Genomic DNA, 21,747 nt, shown 5'->3' on the forward strand with positions numbered 1-21,747 from the left:
CCCACCTCCGCACAGTTGAGTAGGGCTGTAAAAGCTGATGAAATCAGCGTAGTAGAGCCCACTCAACCACTGCGTCTTGCTCGACAATCCAAAAATAATTGAGAGGCTAGGACTTTTGTCCCAGCCTACTTCTTCACATATTGTTCAACTGGATAATCTGCTGGATCTAAGCGCAGGTTTCCTCCTACCACGAGTTGGGATAGGTGCCACCCAATGAGGGGACCAGTTGTGAGGCCAGACGAACCAAGTCCACTGGCGACATAGAGGCCTACTTGATCAGGAACAGCTCCCCAAAATGGTGAAAAGTCACTGGTGTAGGCACGGGTTCCCACGCGCTCCCCGATAACTTCGGCTTGAGCGAGTTCTGGATAGTAGGCCAAGGCTTCTGTTTCCATCTGATTCAGCAAAGCCTGATCCACCGTCAGGTCAAAGCCCATCTCATTCTCATGAGTGGCTCCCATACTGATCTTGCCCTTCTGAAAGGGAATGATATCCAGCTCTCCTTCCGGCATGACCACTGGATAATCAGCAATATCTCGGTCTAGCTGATAATCCCTCAACTGTCCTTTTTGAGGACGGACATCAACTTGGTAGCCAAGTGGCTCGAGCATTTGACCCAACCAGGCTCCTGTTGCCAGGATGACTTTGTCATAGCTTTCTCCTGCTATCTGAAAACCATCCTCTGTAATAGCCAAAGCAACCTCTTCCTTAATCAGTCTTGCGCCACTGGCTTCAAGGAGAGTTTCCGTTAGAAGGGCTCCCTCTACATGGGCCCCACCTGAGGCATAAAGGAGCTGTTCAAAGCCTTGTAGACCTGGGAATTGTTGGCACACTTCTTCTTTGTTTAAAATCGCTAAGTCTCCGATCAAGGGAGATTCTTCCCGACGACTCAGCGCCAACTGATAGAGTTCGTCTAATTTTTCTTCCTTTTTCTTGAGGAGATAGACGCCGGTCTGCTGGTAAAAATCTGTATTAATTCCGTCCTTGGCCAGGTCTTCTACCAATTCTTGGTAGAAATCAGCCCCCAGACGAGCCAGGCGATACCAAGCCTTATTACGCCGTTTGGAAAACCAAGGGCTAATAATGCCTGCCGCCGCCTTGGTTGCTTGGCCGACTCCATGGTCATAGACAGTCACATCCACTTGTGCTTCTTTGGATAAATAATAGGCTGCAGTGGATCCCACGATCCCTGCACCAATAATGGCAACTTTCATCATGACCCCTTAGATATGGTAAAAAGGATTGGTGCTGGCTTGACTGCCAATCACTTCAATCTCCCAGGCTTCCTCAGCCTTCCACTGATTGAGCTTTTCTACTAGTTTTGACACAAAGAGAACCTCGATATGGTGCCCGGGATCTAAGGCCAAGAGGCCATCGCTCAGCATGTCCTGAGCCGTGTGGTAGTAGATATCTCCTGTGATATAAACATCTGCTCCCTTGGCGAGAGCATCCTTGTAAAAGGACTGGCCACTTCCTCCACAGATTGCGACATGCTTGATAACCCGATCCAAATCCGCCTGATCATAACTGACTAGGCGCAAAGCATCTAAGCCAAAGGTTTCTTTAACCTTGCTAGTCAACTGTCCAAAGGTTTGAGTAGCTACCCGACCGATGCGACCAATTCCGAGCCCTTCTCCCGTCATACTGAGGGGTTCTGTATCTTCAATGTCCAAGAGCTGGCAGAACCAATCGTTGAGACCATCTGGAACAATGTCAATATTGGTATGGCTGACGTAGACTGCGATATCATGCTTGATCAAATTGATATAGATCTGATTTTGAGCCCGATCAGCTACCAAATCCTTGATGGGACGGAAAATCGGCGCGTGCTTGACGATGATCAAGTCCACCCCATGAGCGATAGCTTCCGCCACCGTCTGCTCGCGGATATCTAAGGCCACCATGACCTTATGGATGTCTTTTTGCAAAGTGCCGACCTGTAGCCCACGGACATCTCCGTCCATGGATAGTTCCTGAGGACAGTAGGCTTCATAGCGTTTGATGACTTCACTTGCTAACATGTAGAACCTCCTTGATTTGTGAGATGCGCTCTTCTAACGATGCTCTGGCCGATTGATTTTCAGCTGGGACCTGCTCCAAGGCAAAGGCTAATTTCTCTACTTCCTTGGACCACTTTTGGACAAAGGCTGGAGCTTGTTCCCGCATCAAATAGGGACCAAAACGCAGTTCCTTGGCTGTCAACTCTTGAGAACCCTGTTCCACCACGAGGATCTCATAGAACTTCTCATTTTCTTCCAAGATCGCTTCATCAACAATGTGGAAATCATGGTCGACTAACCAAGCCCGCAGTTCATCTTCACGATTATTGGGCTGTAGGACCAAGCGAGAGACATTGGCTAATTTCTCAAGACCTGCGGCTAGGATGTCTGCAATCAAGCGTCCTCCCATACCAGCAATGGTGATACAGGAAATGCCGTCTGCTGGTTCAAAGGCAGCCAAACCATTGGCCAGGCGGACCTCAATCTTGTCCTCTAAACCATTATCGGCGACATTTTGGAGGGCAGATTGATAAGGCCCCTCTACCACTTCACCAGCAATAGCAGCCTCAATCTTGCCTTCTTGTAAGAGGGCGATTGGCAGATAAGCATGGTCACTCCCCACGTCCAACAGACGAGCTCCAGCTGGGACGAAGCTAGCCACCAAGTCCAATCGATTTGATAATTTTGTAAATTCCATGTGCTACTTTCTATACTTTTATTCCACCCTTTAGTATACCATGTTTGCACCATTAAAAAAAGGCGCAACGGCGCCTTGTCTATTATGGAAAGGTATTACTTTAGACTTTCCTTAGGTGAGTCCGGACGTCAGCGAACTTCTTCAAAGTTCCATGACTAAGTTTTGAGTCTAATGTCTCAAAACTTCCGGGCACATGAAACTTATACGTTTCATGTGCTATACTCACGGCGGAAACTCTCGCTATCATCCTCAACAAGCCGATATTAGACTTTAGTCAATTTCCTTATAGTCTACTTCCAAGCCTCGTTGCACTGCTGGGCGATTGGCAATTTTCTCTGTCCAAGCTTGCAGATGCTTATATTCCTTCACATCTAAGAAAATTCCTGCACGGTCCCAGACCTTGTCTTGGGCTAGACGGCCATACCAAGACCAGATGGCGATATCTGCAATGGTATAGTCATCTCCTGCGATATAAGGTTTAGTGGCCAGTTCCTTGTCCAGTAGGTCCAATTGACGTTTGGCTTCCATGGCAAAGCGGTTGATGGCATACTCGATTTTCTCCGGCGCATAGTGGAAGAAATGACCAAAGCCTCCCCCTAGAAAAGGTGCTGCACCCGTCTGCCAGAAGAGCCAGTTGAGCACTTCTGTCCGTTTAGCCCGATCAGTCGGGATTAATTTGCCAAATTTCTCGGCTAGATACAGGAGGATATTAGCTGATTCAAAGACACGAATGTCTTGATCGCCTGATTGATCTAACATGGCCGGAATTTTCGAGTTAGGATTGATGGCTACAAAGTCACTACCAAACTGATCTCCCTCACCAATCTTGATCCGATAAGCGTCATAGCCTGCATCCACTCCCAACTCTTTGAGTTCCTCCAGCATAATGGTAGCCTTGATTCCATTGGGTGTTGGAAGGGTATAGAGTTGGAAAGGTTGATCCCCTTTTGGAAGGGTTTGTTCAAAGCGGGCACCTGCTGTGGGTTGGTTCAAGCCACCCCAAGCTCCTCCCATTTGGCTCGGTGCTTTCCATACTTCTGATAATTGATAGTCTGACATCTTTTTTCTCCTTTATTTCGCTACTCCTAGCATATCAAATATCGGCCTCCCTTTCAAAGATCTGCTACGCGAAGGCTACTTGACTTTTTTTGCCAAAATGATAGTATAGAAAAAATACAATTTTAAGGAGAAAACCATGTCCACGATCGATTTTCATAGTTTGGCAAAGACAGAACTTCACTGTCACTTAGACGGTTCCTTATCGCTTCCAATCATTCGCCAGTTGGCAGCTATGGCCCATATTGACCTACCTGCTAGCGATGAGGAGCTCAAGCACCATGTCACTGCGCCTGCCCACTGTGAGAATCTTTTGGACTATTTGGAGGCATTTAACTACATTCGGCCCCTCCTTCAAACTAAGGAAGCCTTGACGCTTGCTGCTTACGATGTGGCCAAGCAAGCTGCTCTGGAAAATGTCGTCTACATCGAAGTCCGTTTTGCACCAGAATTGTCCATAGATCAAGGACTCACTGTTCCAGAAACTATCGATGCTGTCTGTGAAGGACTGCGCCAAGCCCAGGAGGAATTTGGCATTGTCGCGAAAGCCCTCGTCTGCGGCATGCGCCAGTCGGATCAAGAACTCACCTCTCGCATCCTGGCAGAAGCCAACCAAGTTAGTGATCAAGATTTTGTCGGTTTTGACTTTGCTGGAGATGAGCACAACTACTCTCCAGAAGATATTCGACCTCTAATCGAGCAAGTCAAAAGTTACCATCGGCCCATGACGCTTCACGCAGGTGAGTGTCATTGCCCACACTTTGTTGCCCAATCGATTGCATTTGGCATCAAACGCAATGGCCACGTGACGGCTCTATCTCATGAACCAGCCTTACTCCAATCCTTTATTGAAAATGGGGTTACTGGTGAACTCTGCTTGACCAGCAACTTACAGACAAAAGCAGCGCCGACTTTAGAGGATTTCCCTTATTTGAAAATGAAGGAAGCAGGTGCTCGAATCAGTATCAATACCGATAACCGGACTGTATCTGATACCGACCTCACCAAGGAATACGCCCTCTACCATCAGCATTTCCAAACCAAGGAAACTGACTTTTACCAGCACAATGTCGATGCCATCCAGGCTTCCTTTGCTAGTGAGGAGGAAAAACAAGAACTCCTTAGCAAACTAAAAAAAGCCTACGCGGACTATCTATAAACGGATTAGCTTACATTTGATTAAGCAATCGTTTTAGATTGAAGACAGTAACTTATTAGAAACTTTCCTTAGGTGAGTACGGACGTCTGCGAACTTCTCCGAAGTTCCAAGACTTAGTTTTGAACCTAAAGTTTCAAAACTCCCGGGTACTTGAAACAATAGTGTTTCAAGTACCATTCTCACAGCGGAAAGTTCCAATACATCCTAATATTGCTCTAAAATCCTCATATTTCTTCTATCTTCGCGAAATTATGCAGGTTATTTCATTCAAAAGAAGTTTGTCTACATTCAAAAACTAGCACTTTTATAAAGTGCTAGTTTTTTTAATCTTTCCACAAATCCATGGCCTTCAAGAAATCGTCTGAAACTGTCACATTGCGTGGGTTGGCTTGTTCGCGTTCTTGTAGTTTCGCCTCTACTTGGGCTAGACTGTTGATGCCTTCACTGCGCCAGTTGCGTAAAATGGCTTGGATATATTTCCAGTGAGGCTTGCCGTTAAAGACAGCTTCTCGTAATGCTGCCTTGATCACATCTGGATCTGTCTGATCCTCGCGCACAGTCTTGGTCAGGTCTTCAATCTCAAAAGGTGTCAAGAGTCGTCCCAGTTCTTGTTGGAAGGTTTCCACCAAATCCTTGATGACATTTCCCTTAGCGGGCGCGCTCTGTGCCTTCCCTTGTAATTGGGATTCTAAAATCTCATCCAAGCGCTCCAGGGCAATGGTCGCATCAAAGATGGCTTCAATCTCGCCATTGAGCTCAATGGTCCGGTACTGAAGGAGTCCCTTGGTGGTCAGATTGGACATAATCCGATTGACCTCTGTCACCGTTTTTCCTAGATGACTAGCAATCTGATTGGGAGTTAAGGCCTCTTGGCCAGTCGTATTTTGAAGGAAGAAAAACTGCCAAACCAAGTAATCATCTGCTTGGTCAAACAATTCATGATAATGAAAAAGCAAGGCACTTGGAAGAACCAAGTTGCCATACTTAAATGCTTGTGAATATGTCATAATTCCCCTTTATAGGTAACCATAAAATGAAATATCTTTTTCCAATTCTTCCAAGCGGTAAGGTGTTTCTTGATAAACCGCATAGTTGATCCAATTACTAAAGAAAGTCGTCGCAGCTAGATTCCAACGAATGCGAGGCTCTGTATTAGCGTCATCCCCATCAAAGTAATTCTTGGGAACATCTGGATCCAAGCCCGCCTTGACATCTCGGTGGTATTCTTTTGCCAGCGTATCGCGATCATATTCCAGATGGCCAAAGCTATAGACCTCACGCATGTCTGGACTAGCAATGATGGAAAGCCCAACTTCATTTCCCTGAGCGATCACTTGAAGATTGCTCTTTTCAAGGACTTCCTTCAAAGGAATATCTGTATAGCGAGAATGAGGGGCAAGGAAGCGATCGTCAAATCCTCTCATGAGCAGACTATCGGGACGCACCACTGCTTGGTCATAGATGCCCGATAGCTTGTCACAGAGCTCTACTTTTTGAATTCCGTAACGGTGGTACAGTCCAGCCTGGGCTCCCCAACAGAGGTGCAGGGTAGAAAAAACATGACGCTTGGCCCATTCAAAGACCTGGGTCAACTCTTCCCAGTAGTCCACTTCCTCAAAGTCCATCTTTTCGACAGGCGCCCCCGTCACAATCAAGCCGTCATAGTAATTATCCTTGATATCCTCAAAAGTCTTGTAAAAACTCTCCATATGCTCGGCCGCTGTATTTTTAGACTTATGGCTCGCCATATAGAGGAAATCTACATTGATCTGCAAGGGCGTATTGGCCAGGAGGCGTAGCAGTTGAGTCTCAGTTGCTTCCTTAGTCGGCATGAGATTCAAAATCAGAACATTTATAGGACGAATATCCTGGTGAGTTGCTCGAACATCATCCATGACAAAAATATTTTCTGAACGAAGGATATCGACTGCTGGTAATTTTTTATCTAGAGTAATTGGCATAAAAAGCTCCCATCGTGCAAGTTCTTAACTAACATTATATGATAGGAGCTTATAGTTTTCAATTATGGTTTTTCTGTAGCCAGTTATAGTATTAGACTATATTAGTAATGCATCAAGACTTTGTAGTCGTAATCGCCGATCGCTTCGCGACCTTTCAATTCATCCAACTCGATCAAGAAGGCACACCCTGCAACGACGCCACCGAGTTTTTCGATCATTTCGATGGTTGCTTTAACGGTACCACCCGTAGCCAAAAGGTCATCAACGATGAGGACGCGTTGGCCTGGTTTGATGGCATCTGCGTGCATACAGAGGGTATCAACGCCGTATTCTTTTTCGTAGTCAGCAGAGATGACTTCACGTGGCAATTTACCAGGCTTACGGACAGGCGCAAATCCAATTCCCAACTCAAAAGCGACCGGACATCCAACGATGAAACCACGCGCTTCAGGACCAACGATCATATCGATTTTCTTATCTGTCGCGTATTGAACGATTTCACGAATCGCATAACTATAAGCATTGCCATCTGCCATCAAAGGGCTGATATCACGGAAGGTAATTCCTTCTTGTGGATAGTTTTCAATGCTTGCAATGTAATCTTTTAAATTCATGGTTAACTTTCTTTCATAAAAATTTTTTTACATTCCATTATATCATGAATTCTACTAACTTGCATCATTTTTTGCCAAATCATTTTCCCAAGCTCCCGCGTCAAAAGCAAAAATCCCACATCCGAAAAATGATGTGGGATTGAATTCCAAAAAAACTTACTATTCTTCTATGAATTTATTGTACTCGATTTTCATATCTCCCAAGTTTTTCAGGGAATATCGGGAGCTTCCATTTTTGAACCAGGTACCAAGGATGTATTGTTCAGCGACTTTCTTACTTTGGTCTCGAAGCCAAGCACGGTCTTTGCCATAGGTAGCAAGTTTCTCAAGGAGTTGCTGGCCCTCGTAGGTAGTATCTTCTTTAGAAAGGTAGACCTCCTTCTGAAAAAACAGCTTTTTTGACGAGTCGTATTTAAATATAAATCCGAGTGTCACACCTTTTTCCAATTTAAAATCATACATATAGGTCCAGTTGGGAGTTCCTCTAAACATCATCACGGACAAGTCTTCGTTTCCATCAACAATTCCTTTTGAATAATGGTAGGTTTGAAATCCCTCATCTTCTTTCCAGATACCATCATTTCCTATCGTTTCTGTAAAGGGCTTAAACATCACATAGCGCATCAAGCCACCATTTTCAGAGTAGACAATCTCATCCATGGGATTTTTTAAACTCAGGTAGATTCCTAGCCAATAAAGAGCTAAAAGCAGGAAGGGGCTGAGCCAGAGAAACTGTTTTAGGTGTTTTTTCATAAGGTCTGTCCTGTCAGATAGTCATAGATTTCACGAACCGTCCCAAGGGCCATCAACTCCTGCTCTTTCACCGTTTGTTTGAGTTTTTGGTAGATGGTGCTTTCAGCGATTTCCCGTTTTTCTGCTTCTTTATTGACCTTCATGACCCCATTTTCAATGGTCACAAAGCCCAGCTCTTGGAAGATCTGGATCATTTTGACCAAGAGGATCTGCTGGATCTTGAGATAGGCTGCTAGGTCTTTCAGTTTGTAGCGGACATCAAACTCTGGGTACTGGTAGATGGTCTTATAGAGCTTGGCATACTGGTCCCTGCTACCGTAGCCTGTTAGATAGTAGGCTTTGGCGATCTCATTTTTGAAATAGACGGCTTGCAAATCATGCTCTTGGAAGATTTGCCGTAGTTGCTCTATATCCTCTGGGATATTTCCAACCACCACAGCGGATGCCCCAGATAGATCTGGCAATTCTTTAGTAAAATCCAGAACGGGAACACCTGCGGGGAGGCTGACATTTTTAGAGCGGATATTAAAGAGCTGCACGCCGTCCACACGCGCATCAACCAACATGAGCTGAAGGGTTGTTTGGCCATTCCATTGGTTGACCGACAACTGCACGGCTAGCTCTAGGTCTTGCGCTTGCGCAAACTCTGCCTCTAAACTTCCCAAGCCAAAGGCAACCACCTCAAAGGTCGCATCTTCTTGAGAGATCTTGAGTTTCAAGTGGGTATTGCCAGCTCCCATCGAGCGTGCCCCTTCTACCTTGAAATTACGGACCAGAAAGACTGGTTTTTTATTGTCCATGCCAAAAGGGCTCAAGCGATCAAAGTTTTTCAAGGTCTCAAGCGTTAGTTCTGTTAGATGTAGTTCCTCATCGATGGCTAAGGTGGACTTGCTACTGAGATCAATCTCTTGCTCTCGAATATAATCCGTAAGGGCCTGAGACAAGGAAGGGAGTTGGTCCACATCTAAGGTCATCCCTGCTGCACCGGCATGTCCTCCAAAGGCGACAAAGAGCGACCGGTGAGGATCGAGAGCCTCAAAGATATTGAACGACTCAGGACTCCGAGCGCTCCCCTTAGCCCGTCCATCTTCGATGCTTAAAACAACAACCGGCTGGTGAAGTTCTTCTAAGAGACGACCGGCAACAATGCCAAGCACTCCCGGATTCCAGCCTTCTTTAGCCAAGACCTGGGCAGACAAGCTTGGGTCGACCATGGTTTTAGCTTCGTCGTAGATGCTTTGGACGATCTCTTTTCGTTCCTCATTCTTTTGATGAATCATGAGAGCAATCTCGTGCGCTTCTTCATCGTCAAAACCAGTCAGTAGTTCGATGGCTGGATTTGGGTCATCGAGGCGACCAAGGGCATTGAGACGAGGGGCGATCTGAAAGCCAATTGTTTCTTCATTGACATCCTCCAGACGAATCCCTGCGATCTCCAAAAGCTCCTGCAAGCCCATCCTCTGGGTATGTTGGAGAACACCCAGACCGTATTTAACCAGAATTCGATTTTCATCTGTCAGACTCACCATGTCAGCGATGGTCCCGATCGCGACCAAATCTAAAAGATCAACCGGCACTTCTTCTAAGAGGGCACAGGCCAACTTAAAGGCCACACCACAACCTGCTAGATAATGGAAGGGATAAGCCGCATCTGGATGCTCCGGATGGATGATCGCATAAGCATCCGGCAAGTCCTCTGGCATAGAGTGGTGGTCCGTTACAATGACATCTACTCCCATTGCCTGGGCCATAGCGATGGCTTGATTACCCGCGACACCATTGTCCACCGTGACAATCAAAGAAATACCTTGCTGCTCGATAAAGTACTTGTAGACACTCTCATTGGGACCATAGCCGTCTGTGAAGCGGTTGGGTAGGTAGACTTGCACCTCTGCTCCCATCTGCTCCAAGGTTTCCTTTATAATAGAGGCCGAAGTCATCCCGTCCGCGTCATAGTCTCCATAGATGAGGATCTGCTCGTAATCTTCGATGGCCCGACGAATGCGCTCCACTGCCTTGTCCATATCATGGAGCAAATATGGGTCGTGTAGCTTCTCCAGCTTGGGTTCTAAAAAGTCTTCTAAATCCTCTTTGGTCTGAATGCCACGCTCATACAGCAAGGTTGCTACAGATGCTTCTAGGCCTGCTTTTTTGGCAAGGGCTAAAAAGGCCTCATCTGCACTTGGCGAAGCTAACTGCCAATCATATTTTGAAGTGATCATCTAGCTTTTGGTCTCCTCTTTTTCTTATCTGAATATTATAACATGAAAGGCTAAAATGGCGGGAAATAAAAGGTCGACTTATACAAAAACCAAAATCAACATTTTGCCTTATTTTTGTTGCATTTAACTTGACTTATCACACTAAAAGAATATAATAATGTTGATAATAATCTTTTAAAAATGTAATGGGATGATTATTCTGTTAAGTTTGCACTGCTTATTATCATTTTATATTATGAAGCGTAAATTTCTTCCGTTTTTCTATCGAATCATTGTTTTTAGAAAGTTTGTTTCAGGTCCAACCAATCCTCTAGTATGGACAGACTAAAGATAGGATATTGAGGTATGCCCCCATATTTTCTCAATAGAGGTAAGGTCCTTCTTCTCTAAATACATGTTCAAATAAAGCAACTGATTGTATGGAGCAAAGATCAGGAGTTTTTCAGTTTTAGGAGATATCACTATATAGAAAAACTTTACGAAATTTATGCAAAAGAAAGGAATTGAGGCCAATTGAAATCTCTTTATAAAAAGATAGTTGCATTTGTAGCTATCATCGCCGTGGTAGCCTTAGGCTTGTCTGTGATCAAACCTGTTAGCGCGGCTTCTGTTTCACCAACTGTTACCAATTTAAAGGCTCAGGCAAGTGGACAAAAAGTTACCTTTTCATTTGACTGGGATTTAACTGGGAAGTCAGTTAAAGAAGGCGATACGTTTACCATTGATGCTCCAGAAGGTGTCAATATCACTGAAGTTGCAACTCAATCACTCCAAGCAAATGGAGCTGAAGTCGCAACCATTTCGATGACAAACAAAAAGATTACTTTCACCTTTAAAAAAGCAATCGAATCCATGAACGAAAACGTTAAAGGTGGTTTCTCATACAATGCAGTATGGGACAACACTCCAGGAAATCCTGGAAATAAAACTGCCACTTCTAAAGTCGGTTCAGAATCTGTCATCATTACACGTCCTGATGGACCTGGCGTATTTGAATCTGTGTTGAACAAGTACAACCTTGATGGTTCCTATGTAACTAAGCAATTCAAATTAGACGCATCTGAAAACTATGCATGGTTAAATGTTGGAGATGACTACTATCTAACAAAATGGTTCATCCGTATCAACGGAGATGGTAAGAAACAAGCCATCACAAACCCTGTTGTGTCAGATAAAATCCAAGCCCCAGCAGTCGATTACTCAAAAATCACTTTTGCTCCTGCTGCAAACCACGCTGCAAATGAATTCTTTGTGGGAACTTACTTGAAACCATCCTTCACTTTAAGAAAAGGTGGACAAGTAGTGGCTTCTGGTTGGGACTTCTGGAAACATGTGAAATTCGATGCGAACGGCAATGGATTTACCGTGAATTTATCAGATGTCAGTGATGTCTTTAAAACAGCATCTAGCGATGAATTGATCGTTGAATACCAAACATTAATTCCTAAGACAACCATCCGTGTTGACAACAATGCTACATTGACAGCTGATGAAATCACAACACCTCAAACTGACCCAGCATTCTGGAACAACCCTGAATTGAAATTCTGGGTTAGCGGTGATAAAACTGTCACTGTTCAAAAAGAATGGGTTGGTGACGAAGAAGCTGACCGTAAAGATATTACTGTTCAATTGTATGCGGACGGCAAAGCTTTGGATGGGATGACACAAACCCTTACAAAAGCTTCTGGCTGGAAAGCAGCATTTACGAAATTACCAGGTATCAAAGATGGTAAGGCCATTGAATATTCAGTAGTAGAAACAAACACTCCTGAAGGTTACACTTCTAAAGTTGAGAAAATTGATGATGACAACGTGATTAAAGTGGTCAACACATCAAACAAACCAAAGGTGACTGAAACTACTGCAGACCTTGTCGTTAAAAAAGCTTTCGAAGTAGCTGGTGATCAGGAACATAAACAAGTTCCAGTCACAGAAGGTCAATTTGAGTTTGTCTTGAAAGACGAAAACAACAAAGTAGTCGAAACTGCCAAGAACCAAGCAGACGGCACTGTTAACTTCAAGTCTCTAACCTTCAATAAAGAAGGTAGCTATACATACACGATCACTGAAAACAAAGGTACGGATGCTACTATCAACTATAGTACACAAAGCATCACTGCTACCGTTGATGTAAAAAAAGAAAACGACAAACTCGTCGCTACTGTCACTTACTCAGGTGGAGATGGTGAACAAAAAAATACGATCACCAATACTCAAAACAAACCAAAAGTTTCAAATGCTAAAGTGACCTTAACCCTTAAAAAAGCATTTGAAGGTGGCGAACTTAAGGGTGATGACTTTGAGTTTGTTGCAAAAGATGCAAACGATAAAGTTGTTGGCACAACCAAGAACAAAAAAGATGGTTCAATTACTTTTGATAACATCACTGTAGACAAAGCAGGCACATTCAAATATACCATCACTGAAACAAAAGGTACGGACAAAACCATTACCTACAGTGATAAAACCATCACGGCTACAGTTGTAGTGGTTGAAAAAGACAACGCCTTGGTTGTAGAACAAATCAGCTACTCTGATGGTCAAACTGAGACAAATACGTTCACCAACAAAAAAGAAGCTCCTAAAACAGAAAGTGTAACAGCTACACTTCAAGTGAACAAGCTCCTTAAAGAAGGTGAAACATCCTTACCGTTGACAGACGATCAATTTGAATTTGTCTTGAAAGAAGGAAACAATACCCTTGAAACTGCCAAGAACAAGGCAAATGGTACTGTAACCTTTAAGGACCTTTCTTATAGTGAAGAAGGAACACATACTTATACCATTACCGAAAATAAAGGTACGGATGCTTCTATCAACTATAGCACACAAAGCATCACGGCTACTGTCGATGTGAAGAAAGCAAACGACAAACTCGTCGCTACTGTGACTTACTCAGGTGGGGATGCTGAAAAAGGAGATACGTTTACAAATACGAAAACACCTCCAACTCCTGTTCCTCCAACAGTGAAACCAACGTCCGCTCAATTCAAGGCTAAAAAAGTATTGGCGATCAATGGTTCGAGCGATCGTACATTGAAAGCAAATGAGTTTACTTTCCTTCTCAAGGATCAAAATGGTACGCTCGTTGATACTAAGACAAATGGTGAGAATGGTGATATTCTCTTCAATCCAGTAAGCTTTAATGAAGCTGGTACTTTCACCTACACAATTGCTGAACAAAAACCAGCTACACCGGAATCAGCCATCACTTATGATGAAGCTGTTCATACTGTCACAGTGACTGTCACAAAAGATGCAACTGGACAATTGAGCGCGGATGTGCAATACGATGGTAAGAAAGATACTCCTACCTTTACCAACACCTATACGCCTCCGACACCTCCAACTCCAAGTGAAAAACAAATTACCACAAGTAAGATTTTAGAAGGTCGTGACCTTCAAGGTGGCGAATTTAGCTTTAACCTCTTGGACGAAAATGGAACCGTTCTTCAAACAAAACAAAATGCTGCAGATGGTACAGTGACATTTGATGCGATCGCCTACACGGAAGCGATGATTGGTACTCATAAATATACCATTAAAGAAGTCGTACCAGCTGATCAGGCAAATATCCAATATGACGAAGGTCAAGTGGATGTCACAGTGACCGTCACAAAAGATGAAGCATCAAACGCTATCCAAGCAGTTGTTTCATACGGTGCGAAGAAAACCTTTATCAATAAGGTCATCCCACCAACTCCACCAACAGTGAATAATCCTGAATTGAAACTTTACACCCTTAGAGTTCGTAAGGTAGATGAAAAGGGTGATTACCTTGCCGGTGCGGTATTTGGACTCTTTGAAGCGGATGGTGTGACACCTGTTGCAAATCCTTATGGTCAAGGCCAAGCACAAGCGATTTCTGGTCAAGACGGACTTGCAAGCTTCGTTGGATTTGAAGCTAAAGAGTATGTCATCAAAGAGCTCTCAGCTCCAAGTGGTTACCAACTTTCAGATACAACCATCAAGGTCTCTGCAAGCGACTTTGCTTCTGCAACAAACCTTGTCGTTGATAAAGGAAACGTGGTGAATAAACTTCTTCCACCTCCACCATCAACAGATATTCCAAATATACCAACACCAAGTAATAGCAAACCTAAAACTCCATCACCAAATGGAGATAAGCCTAAGCCTAGTGACAAACCTAAATCTAGTGAAACTCCTAAATCTAGTGACAAGCCTAAAGAAGGTAAACGATCTCTTCCTTCAACAGGAACTGCAGATCATTTAGGACTTCTTGTAACTGGTTTGACATTCGTCGCTACAGCTATTGCTTCTATGACACTTAAGAAGAAGGAAGACTTCTAAGCAACATGAAAGATCTAGTCAAACACGACTAGATCTTTTTTTGTATCTGCTTCTCTTATTCTGGTTTGTTTTGATCTTCATAAAAAATAACTTTCCCATCTTTAACTTTGAATGAGTAACTGATGGAATCAGCATAACTACCTTTGGAATAGTAGAAATCATAGGCACCATCCGGTAGTTTGCTAGCGTCTAATTTTTTAGCTGCTGCTTTTAAGTCTTGTTCCTTAACGGATACACCATCCTCTATATAAATAGTCATACGGATTAACTCTTGATCGATTAAGGTCTGAAAAGGGATTTGATAGTAACCAGCAAAGTCCTTTTTCCCTTCTTTGAGATTTTGACTTGCGATACTATCTAGAATTTGCTCCTTCTCATCACGGTTGGAGTTAGATAAAAAACCAAAGAAACTAATAGGAAGACCTAGAGATTGCTTCTTTATTTCAGTCTCTAGTTTTTCCTCGATATTTTTAATAGATTTCTGTTTTAAAAACGCTTCCTTGTATGATGGAAGAAAACTACTATATGACCTCGACCAGTCATCTTTAAAAGTTACGTCCTCATCTTCCAATTGTACCGTTTGATCATCGTAGGTCTTCTCAGAGTATGCGTAGCTCACATGATACTGTGGGTATTCTAGGGCAGTCCAGGATAACTTAGTGATGGTAACTTTGCCATGAAGATCATTTTCTTTAAAAACTTCTGTAACAACTTCTTTAGCCTTTTTGTAATCACTCGGTGTCATGATCTTACAACTGGAAAGAAACAGGCAACATAGAATAAGTGGAATTCCTGCGAATAGTTTGAAATAATTGAGCTTCATAGCCTGACCTCCTTGCTAAATTCGACCTAATCGATTAATTTTTTACAGCAAATGGGAACCTTTTTTTAATATCTTCTTTCATCTTTTTATTAGGAATCTTCTCTAAATCCATATATTTGAAGAATTCTTCATCATTTTGAACGACATGAACCTTCCCATCTTTAGTATACTCAGCTGGTATGGTCAGATCACCGAAGGACTGACCAAAATCTCTAGAGACCACGTAGTTCTGTACTTCATATAAGCGTCTCAGCAATGAGAACTCTGTAGTATCGTTACTTTGATTTAAATCCTTTTTAAAATATTGGAAAAATTCTTTTTTATTATTCGCAAGATGTTCTTGACCATCTTTTGAAAATTCTGCTGGTATCTTATGATACCGTAGGACATCATCCCATCCACCTGAACGCTGCTCTGGAACTTTATAAAGCAGTTCCAAAAATGAAATATCAAAGTTGAGATCTTCTGGTCCGAGAAAGTATAGGTAGGCATTCTCCCCTTTTGTCGGTTTTTCATCCCATTTTAAAGTAGTTGGATTATTCCCTTTGCTTAAAATCGAATATACTTTCGGATAGAGTGTTTTCAATGGGATATCCTTAGTCTCATTACTACGATCTGTAAATAACAAACGTGAATGTTGGAGCTGCAATTGTCCTCTTTCAAAATTGTATTCAAATGGATGTAAGTCTTTGTCGCTTTCTCGATTTTCTTTTTGAACTTGTTCATAACCTTTGCCTGATGAGGTTTTCCAAGCGAACTTTCCATCCTTAACATTCATTAACCCTATACGAGATTGATACTCTGTTTGTACATAGATATTTCCAGGTTCTACAATATATTTGTCTTTCTTATCGACAAGAATATCAATCGGAATGTATGTTTCTCCATCATCTGTATCCAACAACATAGAAGAAACTTTAACAGATAAGGGGATATAATTCTTATCCATATCTCGTACTATCTTAAAAACATCATATGTTTTCTTCACTAAGCGCTTGTCCTTGGTATCATAGACATCAATGAGCCAGTACTCTCCCTTTTGTGCTTTATTTGTAGTTAGGTAAGGAACTTGATTACCACGAATATAATATTGAAAATAGAGACGTGGGTCAGATTTTAATTTGTAACTTTCTTGTGCAATGTACCGTTCACTATTTCCACCATTTATAAACCATTCTACTTTAACTTTTGGATTGTACGAATTTGCTTCCAGCGCCTCATCCACTTCTTTTTTATTATCCCATTGAATAGCTACTGCTTTCCCACCTGCAATAAATTGGGAATCAACTATGTGTGGACGAGGTTTCCAAGTTACAAATTGTGATATATCACGCTTATGAATTTCATACCGGATAAACCAGCCTCCTGCCAAGGTAACAAGTAATACAAATATCCAAAACTTGATTGATTTAAAAATCTTCTTCATTCTCTCTTTTCTACTTTCTGTACGCTTCTTTTACCTTATTTGTTCGTCATTTTTCTTTAAAAGTATTCCGACTTTTCCAACCACATATGAATAAATTTCTTTAATAATTTATTGACAACTGAAGCTTCTTATAATTTCTTAAACTCACTAGCTTTTACAATAAGCTGATTAAAGATTTGGATTTTTCTCTATTTTTGAACGACCCATTTGGCATCACCATAAACGATCGTAAACGGCCCATCCCCATCTGTTAAATAGTTAATTTTATATATACCAGATTCTCCTGCTTCAAGGACTGTTGGCTGTTTGTAATTTAAAGTATTATTCAACATATAAGCAGATTTGCCATGGCCATCATAGAGATCTACATTTGTATAATCTGGAGTATTTTCAATACTGAGAGGTGTTGTATTCGATAGGGTGAATTCGACGATCAATCGATGTTGTTTTTTCCTTGTATCGATACGGTCTTGATCATCCTGAACATCCAAATTTGGATCGTCTGTTACACTATTCAGTGTAACTTCTAAGCCATTAGCAAATACAACTGGCTCTCCAATTGCATAACTTTTAACAGGATTTTTGGGATTAAAATTCTTTAATTTTTCTTTTATCTTTTGTCCGTCATTATTATTTCCAGATGGGATGGTCCAAAAGATATTATTCTCATCTTGCTTACCATACTGATTATCCCCCTTCATTTGCTGAGGGATTTGTAAGAGAATAGCCAAGTTTTTTAAATCAATTCGAACATCACCTTGATTTGTCACTTCCATTTCAACCGTGAATTCCGTAGGCGAAGTTTTACTATAAGCATAACCGGATAATGAGGTTGCCTCGAAATTTTTGTTAACTAACTGTTGTAAAACTGTTGAAAGCATGATATAGGAAATATGATCATCTCGATTTATTTCTTTTTCAGCATACCTTTGATGGAATTCATCGAGCCAATCATAGAAGGCTTGATTGAAATCTGACTCATTAGGATTTTTATAATATTTATTCCCTCTCGGTAAAAGCTCTGGGAAGTACGTTGGTACCTGAATGCGAATAAATACTTTGTTTCCCTTAACTGCATAGCCCTTTAATTCATATTTTTTTCCAAAGCTCAATGCATTCGTCATGAGCTTCAAATACATGGGACCATATATTTTGAGGGGGTACTTCTCACCAAGATATTCCACATAAGTATTTGGATCAAAAGTACTACTGTTTTTTTCAATTTTAGGGATAATATAATCGTTCCAGAGTCGAGTATACATATCCTCTTGATTTTTTGCCCCATTGGCCTTGATTACTGTGTCTATTCCCCTTGGATCTACATAGATTCCTTCAACGACCTGCAAAGCTTTTTGAACTCTTCCTTCCTCAGATAGAGAGACTTCATTCGGTTGCTGTCCATATATTGAAATACCATCGCTATCATCTGACCTCATATATTGTGGAAGTTTTTCAAACGTTATGTATCTGATACTGTTCTTTGCATCCCAATCAAATGTTGCTGCAGGTCCTGTCTTGTCAAAATGAATGTTTTTTCGATCGATTTTCTTCTGTACTTCTTTATTCGAAGAACCTTGTTTTTCTACAGTTCCTTGTTTGCAGGCACTCAAACATACTGGTATAAGTACCGAACATAAGACAAGGCCCCATTTTATTTTCTTCTTCATTTCATCTCCTCCTAATCTCTTCCTCATTTTACCATCAATCCCCCCTTTTGTCAGTCAAATAGATAGAGGCTGGGACAAAAGTCCTAGCCTCTCAATTATTTTTGGATTGTCGAGCAAGACGCAGTGGTTGAGTGGGCTCTACTACGCTGATTTCATCAGCTTTTACAGCCCTACTCAACTGTGCGGAGGTGGGACGACGAAATCGAATTCTAACGAATTACCGATTTCTATCCCACTCTCTTATTTCATATAAATCATCCCTGTACAGGCTTGCTCTGAAAGTTCAACAAAGCCCAGGGATTGGTAAAAGGCTAGATTTTTCTCGCTACGTTCAGTGGCAAGGAGCCGTTGATAGACAGTAGGGAAGGTCGCTAAAGCCTCTGTTAAGAGTCTCCTTCCGATACCTTGACGCTGGTAATCTGGTCTTACCAAAAGGTCCTGCACAAAAATAACCGAGTAGCCATCACCTACCAAGCGAATGTAGGCGACGAGCTCTTTCTCATCATAGACTGCCAACTGCCAGAGACTGGCTTTGACAGCTTGTTCCAGCATAGTTGGGTTGTTGGTATAATTGGTCCATCCGACCGAGCTGTAGAGTGCGACTAGGTCTGTCATCGCTGGAATTTCTTGTTTGTAATGGAACATCTTAACTCCTTTTTAAGGTATAGTGCTGGAAGAAGGCGATATCCCGGTAAGGTGACTCTTGGCAAACGGCCAGCTCCATCTTGAGCATAGACTCTCGCCAGCCTTCTTGGCCCTTGAAGCGATTGTCCTGCAAGGCATAAAAGACTCGGATCCCTTGGTAATCCTGAACTTCAAGGGCTAAGTCTTCTACTGCTGCACCGAGATCATAGGCCTGGGCCAAACCCATGGAGTGGGTTTCCAGGTCTTGACCTGCTAGGAGATCAAGAGCCTTTTGAGTATCATTTTCAAAGACGACGGTCTGCAGGACGCGTCCAACCTCATTGTGCTTGACGATAGATAGCAGGCCTCCTGGTTTCAAGAGACGAGTAAATACCTTGAGAATCTCCTTGCGATCTTCTACATACTCCAAGACATTGTGGCAGAGGATAACATCAAAGCTGGCATCTTCAAGACTTGCTAACTGATCCAGACTTCCGACGATTTGTTGGTAGGGATGGTCCTGGACTCGCAAGGCTACCATTTCCTCATTGGGCTCCACAGCAAGGACTTGATTATCTTTCGTTAGGTGGTTGGCTACAAGGCCAAAACCACTGCCAAAATCAAGCACCCTCTTTTCCTTGATTTCCTGTAATTGCTCAAAAAGGATATCATAATAGATCTGTCCCCAGGGTTGCTGGAGGGTTTCTAAATAGGCTTGGATATTGGCTGCCATCTGGTTCCTCCTATTTGTAATTAAACATCTTGCTAGCTAGCTTGTCCGAGATGCGAGGGAAAAGAGTATAGAGCTTGTGGGTCAGGTTCAAGAGCCAAGGCAAATTGAGCTCGCGTTTTGGTTTTCCAAAGTTTTTCACGATCTTCTTAGCCACAAAGTCTGGTTCCAAAATGTAGCGATCCACAGCTTTGACATAACTTCCGTCTGGGTCTGCCTGATCAAAGAAAGTGGTCCGAATTGGGCCTGGATTGACTGTCGTCACATGGACACCAAAGGGCATCAGTTCTAACCGCAGGGCGTTAGAGAAGCCAATGGCTGCAAACTTGGTGGCCGAATAAAGGCTGGATTTGGCAGTTGCTACTAAGCCCGCCATGCTGACGATGTTGACAATGTGCCCCTTGCCTACTGCCTTCATGTGCGCACCAATCAAGCGTGAAAGCTGCATGAGGGCAAAGGTATTGACCTCAAACATTTCCCGCACCTGCTGGTCAGAAATGCGATCAAAGTCCTCAAAGATGCCATAGCCTGCATTGTTGACCAAAACATCGATCTGTCCATAGCGCTGATAGAGCTTTTCGACTAGCTGTTGAACAGCTGATGGATCTGTGATATCGATCTCGATGCACTCTGTTTGAGGATGATTGGCATAGAGTTTTTCCAGTTTTTCTTGATTTCTGCCTAAGAGAATCAGCCGATCTTCAGGGAGGAGCTTGACCATTTCTTGGGCCAAGCCTCCACTTGCTCCTGTTATGAGAATGGTTCGCATCTTAGATCTCCACTTCTTCCAAATCTTTGACGACATAGACATTTTCAAAAATGCTGGACGCATCCTTGCGCAATTGGCTGATGTCTTTTGATAAGAAGCGAGCACTGATGTGGTTCAAAAGAAGGCGTTTTGCTCCAGCTTCACGCGCCACTTCTGCCGCCTGCATATTGGTCGAGTGACCGTGTTTCTTAGCAATCTTCTCATCGCCCTTGCCATAGGTAGACTCATGGACGAGGACATCCGCATTGACTCCAAGTCGGACGCTGGCATCAGTCTTTCTGGTATCTCCAAGGATCGTGATAATCTTACCAGGTCGAGGGGCTGAAATATAATCCGCTGCAATGATCTTAGTGCCATCCTCCAGGGTGACATCTTGTCCATTTTTGACCTGGCCAAAGAGCGGTCCAAAGGGAACACCCGCTGCCTTCAGCTTGTCTGCGTCCAGCGTCCCTTCGAGGTCTTTTTGCATGATCCGATAACCCACGCAGAAAATAGTGTGGTCCAAAGCTTCCGCATAAACCGTGAATTTATCGGTTTCTAAAATCTTACCCAGAGAATGTTCATCGAATTCATGAAAATGGATGCGGTAAGGCAGGCGAGAGCCTGATACGCGAAGACTGGTCATCACAAAGGATTTGATTCCTACTGGTCCATAGATATCCAGATCCGTCTGCTCTTCATTGGCCTGAAAGGCCCGACTAGAGAGGAAACCTGGCAAACCAAAAATATGATCTCCGTGTAGGTGAGTAATAAAGATCTTGCTAACCTTTCGCGGACGAATAGTCGTTTCTAAAATTTGATTCTGTGTCGCTTCGCCACAATCAAAGAGCCAGACTTCATTGATCTCGTCCAGCAATTTGAGCGCTAGGCTCGATACATTACGGGCTTTTGAGGGTTGCCCAGCTCCCGTTCCTAAAAATTGAATGTCCATT

At 42.8% G+C, this 21,747-nt stretch carries 18 protein-coding genes; 2 read left to right on the forward strand and 16 right to left on the reverse strand.

Features of this window, described 5'->3' with window-relative positions:
• Positions 1 to 125 precede the first annotated feature (125 nt).
• From PCY11_RS08855 to yghU, 4 genes are all read right to left on the reverse strand, one after another.
• On the reverse strand, positions 126 to 1,214 hold the full coding sequence (locus PCY11_RS08855) for an FAD-binding oxidoreductase (RefSeq protein ID WP_080976903.1): 1,089 nt from the start codon (positions 1,212 to 1,214) through the stop codon (positions 126 to 128).
• Between the two features lie 9 nt (positions 1,215 to 1,223).
• Positions 1,224 to 2,021, reverse strand: a complete 798-nt coding sequence (locus tag PCY11_RS08860; protein ID WP_049522799.1) for a Nif3-like dinuclear metal center hexameric protein — start codon at positions 2,019 to 2,021, stop codon at positions 1,224 to 1,226.
• Positions 2,008 to 2,697, reverse strand: coding sequence for a tRNA (adenine(22)-N(1))-methyltransferase TrmK (locus PCY11_RS08865; protein WP_045759623.1), 690 nt, complete (start codon positions 2,695 to 2,697; stop codon positions 2,008 to 2,010). The genes PCY11_RS08860 and PCY11_RS08865 overlap by 14 nt, the downstream gene beginning before the upstream one ends.
• Before the next feature lie 270 nt (positions 2,698 to 2,967).
• Entirely contained in the window at positions 2,968 to 3,756 is a 789-nt protein-coding gene (yghU, locus tag PCY11_RS08870; RefSeq protein ID WP_070665215.1) for a glutathione-dependent disulfide-bond oxidoreductase, read from the reverse strand.
• A 136-nt stretch (positions 3,757 to 3,892) separates the two neighbouring features.
• On the opposite strand from yghU, the gene add reads away from it, so the two are divergent.
• The gene (gene add, locus PCY11_RS08875; protein ID WP_070846052.1) at positions 3,893 to 4,912 is read left to right on the forward strand and encodes an adenosine deaminase; all 1,020 of its coding nucleotides are present in this window, start codon (positions 3,893 to 3,895) and stop codon (positions 4,910 to 4,912) included.
• 323 nt (positions 4,913 to 5,235) lie between these two features.
• Here the strand turns inward: add and PCY11_RS08880 are convergent, their stop codons facing one another.
• From PCY11_RS08880 to recJ, 5 genes are all read right to left on the reverse strand, one after another.
• Positions 5,236 to 5,919 carry a DnaD domain-containing protein gene (locus PCY11_RS08880; RefSeq protein ID WP_049472318.1) on the reverse strand — a complete coding sequence of 228 codons (684 nt, stop codon included), beginning with the start codon at positions 5,917 to 5,919 and terminating at the stop codon, positions 5,236 to 5,238.
• Between the two features lie 9 nt (positions 5,920 to 5,928).
• Positions 5,929 to 6,873 (reverse strand): homoserine O-succinyltransferase, encoded by a 945-nt coding sequence (gene metA, locus PCY11_RS08885; protein WP_024055870.1) that lies wholly within the window; start codon positions 6,871 to 6,873, stop codon positions 5,929 to 5,931.
• 101 nt (positions 6,874 to 6,974) lie between these two features.
• Positions 6,975 to 7,487 carry an adenine phosphoribosyltransferase gene (locus tag PCY11_RS08890; protein WP_003007878.1) on the reverse strand — a complete coding sequence of 171 codons (513 nt, stop codon included), beginning with the start codon at positions 7,485 to 7,487 and terminating at the stop codon, positions 6,975 to 6,977.
• Positions 7,488 to 7,646: 159 nt separating this feature from the next.
• Complete coding sequence (locus PCY11_RS08895; protein ID WP_049522802.1) at positions 7,647 to 8,240, reverse strand: TipC family immunity protein; 594 nt, start codon at positions 8,238 to 8,240, stop codon at positions 7,647 to 7,649.
• Positions 8,237 to 10,462 carry a single-stranded-DNA-specific exonuclease RecJ gene (gene recJ / locus PCY11_RS08900; protein ID WP_070846050.1) on the reverse strand — a complete coding sequence of 742 codons (2,226 nt, stop codon included), beginning with the start codon at positions 10,460 to 10,462 and terminating at the stop codon, positions 8,237 to 8,239. Before recJ ends, PCY11_RS08895 begins: the two co-directional genes overlap by 4 nt.
• A gap of 513 nt (positions 10,463 to 10,975) precedes the next feature.
• Between recJ and PCY11_RS08905 the strand changes: the two genes are divergently transcribed.
• On the forward strand, positions 10,976 to 14,776 hold the full coding sequence (locus tag PCY11_RS08905; protein ID WP_070846048.1) for an FctA domain-containing protein: 3,801 nt from the start codon (positions 10,976 to 10,978) through the stop codon (positions 14,774 to 14,776).
• A 55-nt stretch (positions 14,777 to 14,831) separates the two neighbouring features.
• On the opposite strand, the gene PCY11_RS08910 is transcribed toward PCY11_RS08905, so the two are convergent.
• The 7 genes from PCY11_RS08910 to rnz all read right to left on the reverse strand — a co-directional run bounded on the left by PCY11_RS08910 (position 14,832) and on the right by rnz (position 21,746).
• The gene (locus PCY11_RS08910) at positions 14,832 to 15,599 is read right to left on the reverse strand and encodes a hypothetical protein (RefSeq protein WP_223345978.1); all 768 of its coding nucleotides are present in this window, start codon (positions 15,597 to 15,599) and stop codon (positions 14,832 to 14,834) included.
• Between the two features lie 34 nt (positions 15,600 to 15,633).
• Complete coding sequence (locus tag PCY11_RS08915; protein ID WP_049475309.1) at positions 15,634 to 17,025, reverse strand: hypothetical protein; 1,392 nt, start codon at positions 17,023 to 17,025, stop codon at positions 15,634 to 15,636.
• Positions 17,026 to 17,213: 188 nt separating this feature from the next.
• Positions 17,214 to 18,692: a hypothetical protein gene (locus tag PCY11_RS08920; RefSeq protein WP_223345974.1), complete on the reverse strand. Its 1,479-nt coding sequence runs from the start codon at positions 18,690 to 18,692 to the stop codon at positions 17,214 to 17,216.
• A 240-nt stretch (positions 18,693 to 18,932) separates the two neighbouring features.
• Entirely contained in the window at positions 18,933 to 19,337 is a 405-nt protein-coding gene (locus PCY11_RS08925) for a GNAT family N-acetyltransferase (protein ID WP_070674435.1), read from the reverse strand.
• 1 nt (position 19,338) lies between these two features.
• A complete protein-coding gene (locus PCY11_RS08930; protein WP_049475312.1) occupies positions 19,339 to 20,049 on the reverse strand; it encodes a class I SAM-dependent methyltransferase in 711 nt (236 codons plus the stop codon).
• A 10-nt stretch (positions 20,050 to 20,059) separates the two neighbouring features.
• Entirely contained in the window at positions 20,060 to 20,815 is a 756-nt protein-coding gene (locus PCY11_RS08935; RefSeq protein ID WP_061590974.1) for an SDR family oxidoreductase, read from the reverse strand.
• 1 nt (position 20,816) lies between these two features.
• Positions 20,817 to 21,746, reverse strand: a complete 930-nt coding sequence (rnz, locus tag PCY11_RS08940; RefSeq protein WP_003011107.1) for a ribonuclease Z — start codon at positions 21,744 to 21,746, stop codon at positions 20,817 to 20,819.
• Position 21,747 lies beyond the last annotated feature (1 nt).

The organism is Streptococcus sp. SP8, from assembly GCF_030440045.1.
Classification (GTDB): Bacteria; Bacillota; Bacilli; order Lactobacillales; family Streptococcaceae; genus Streptococcus; species Streptococcus parasanguinis_I.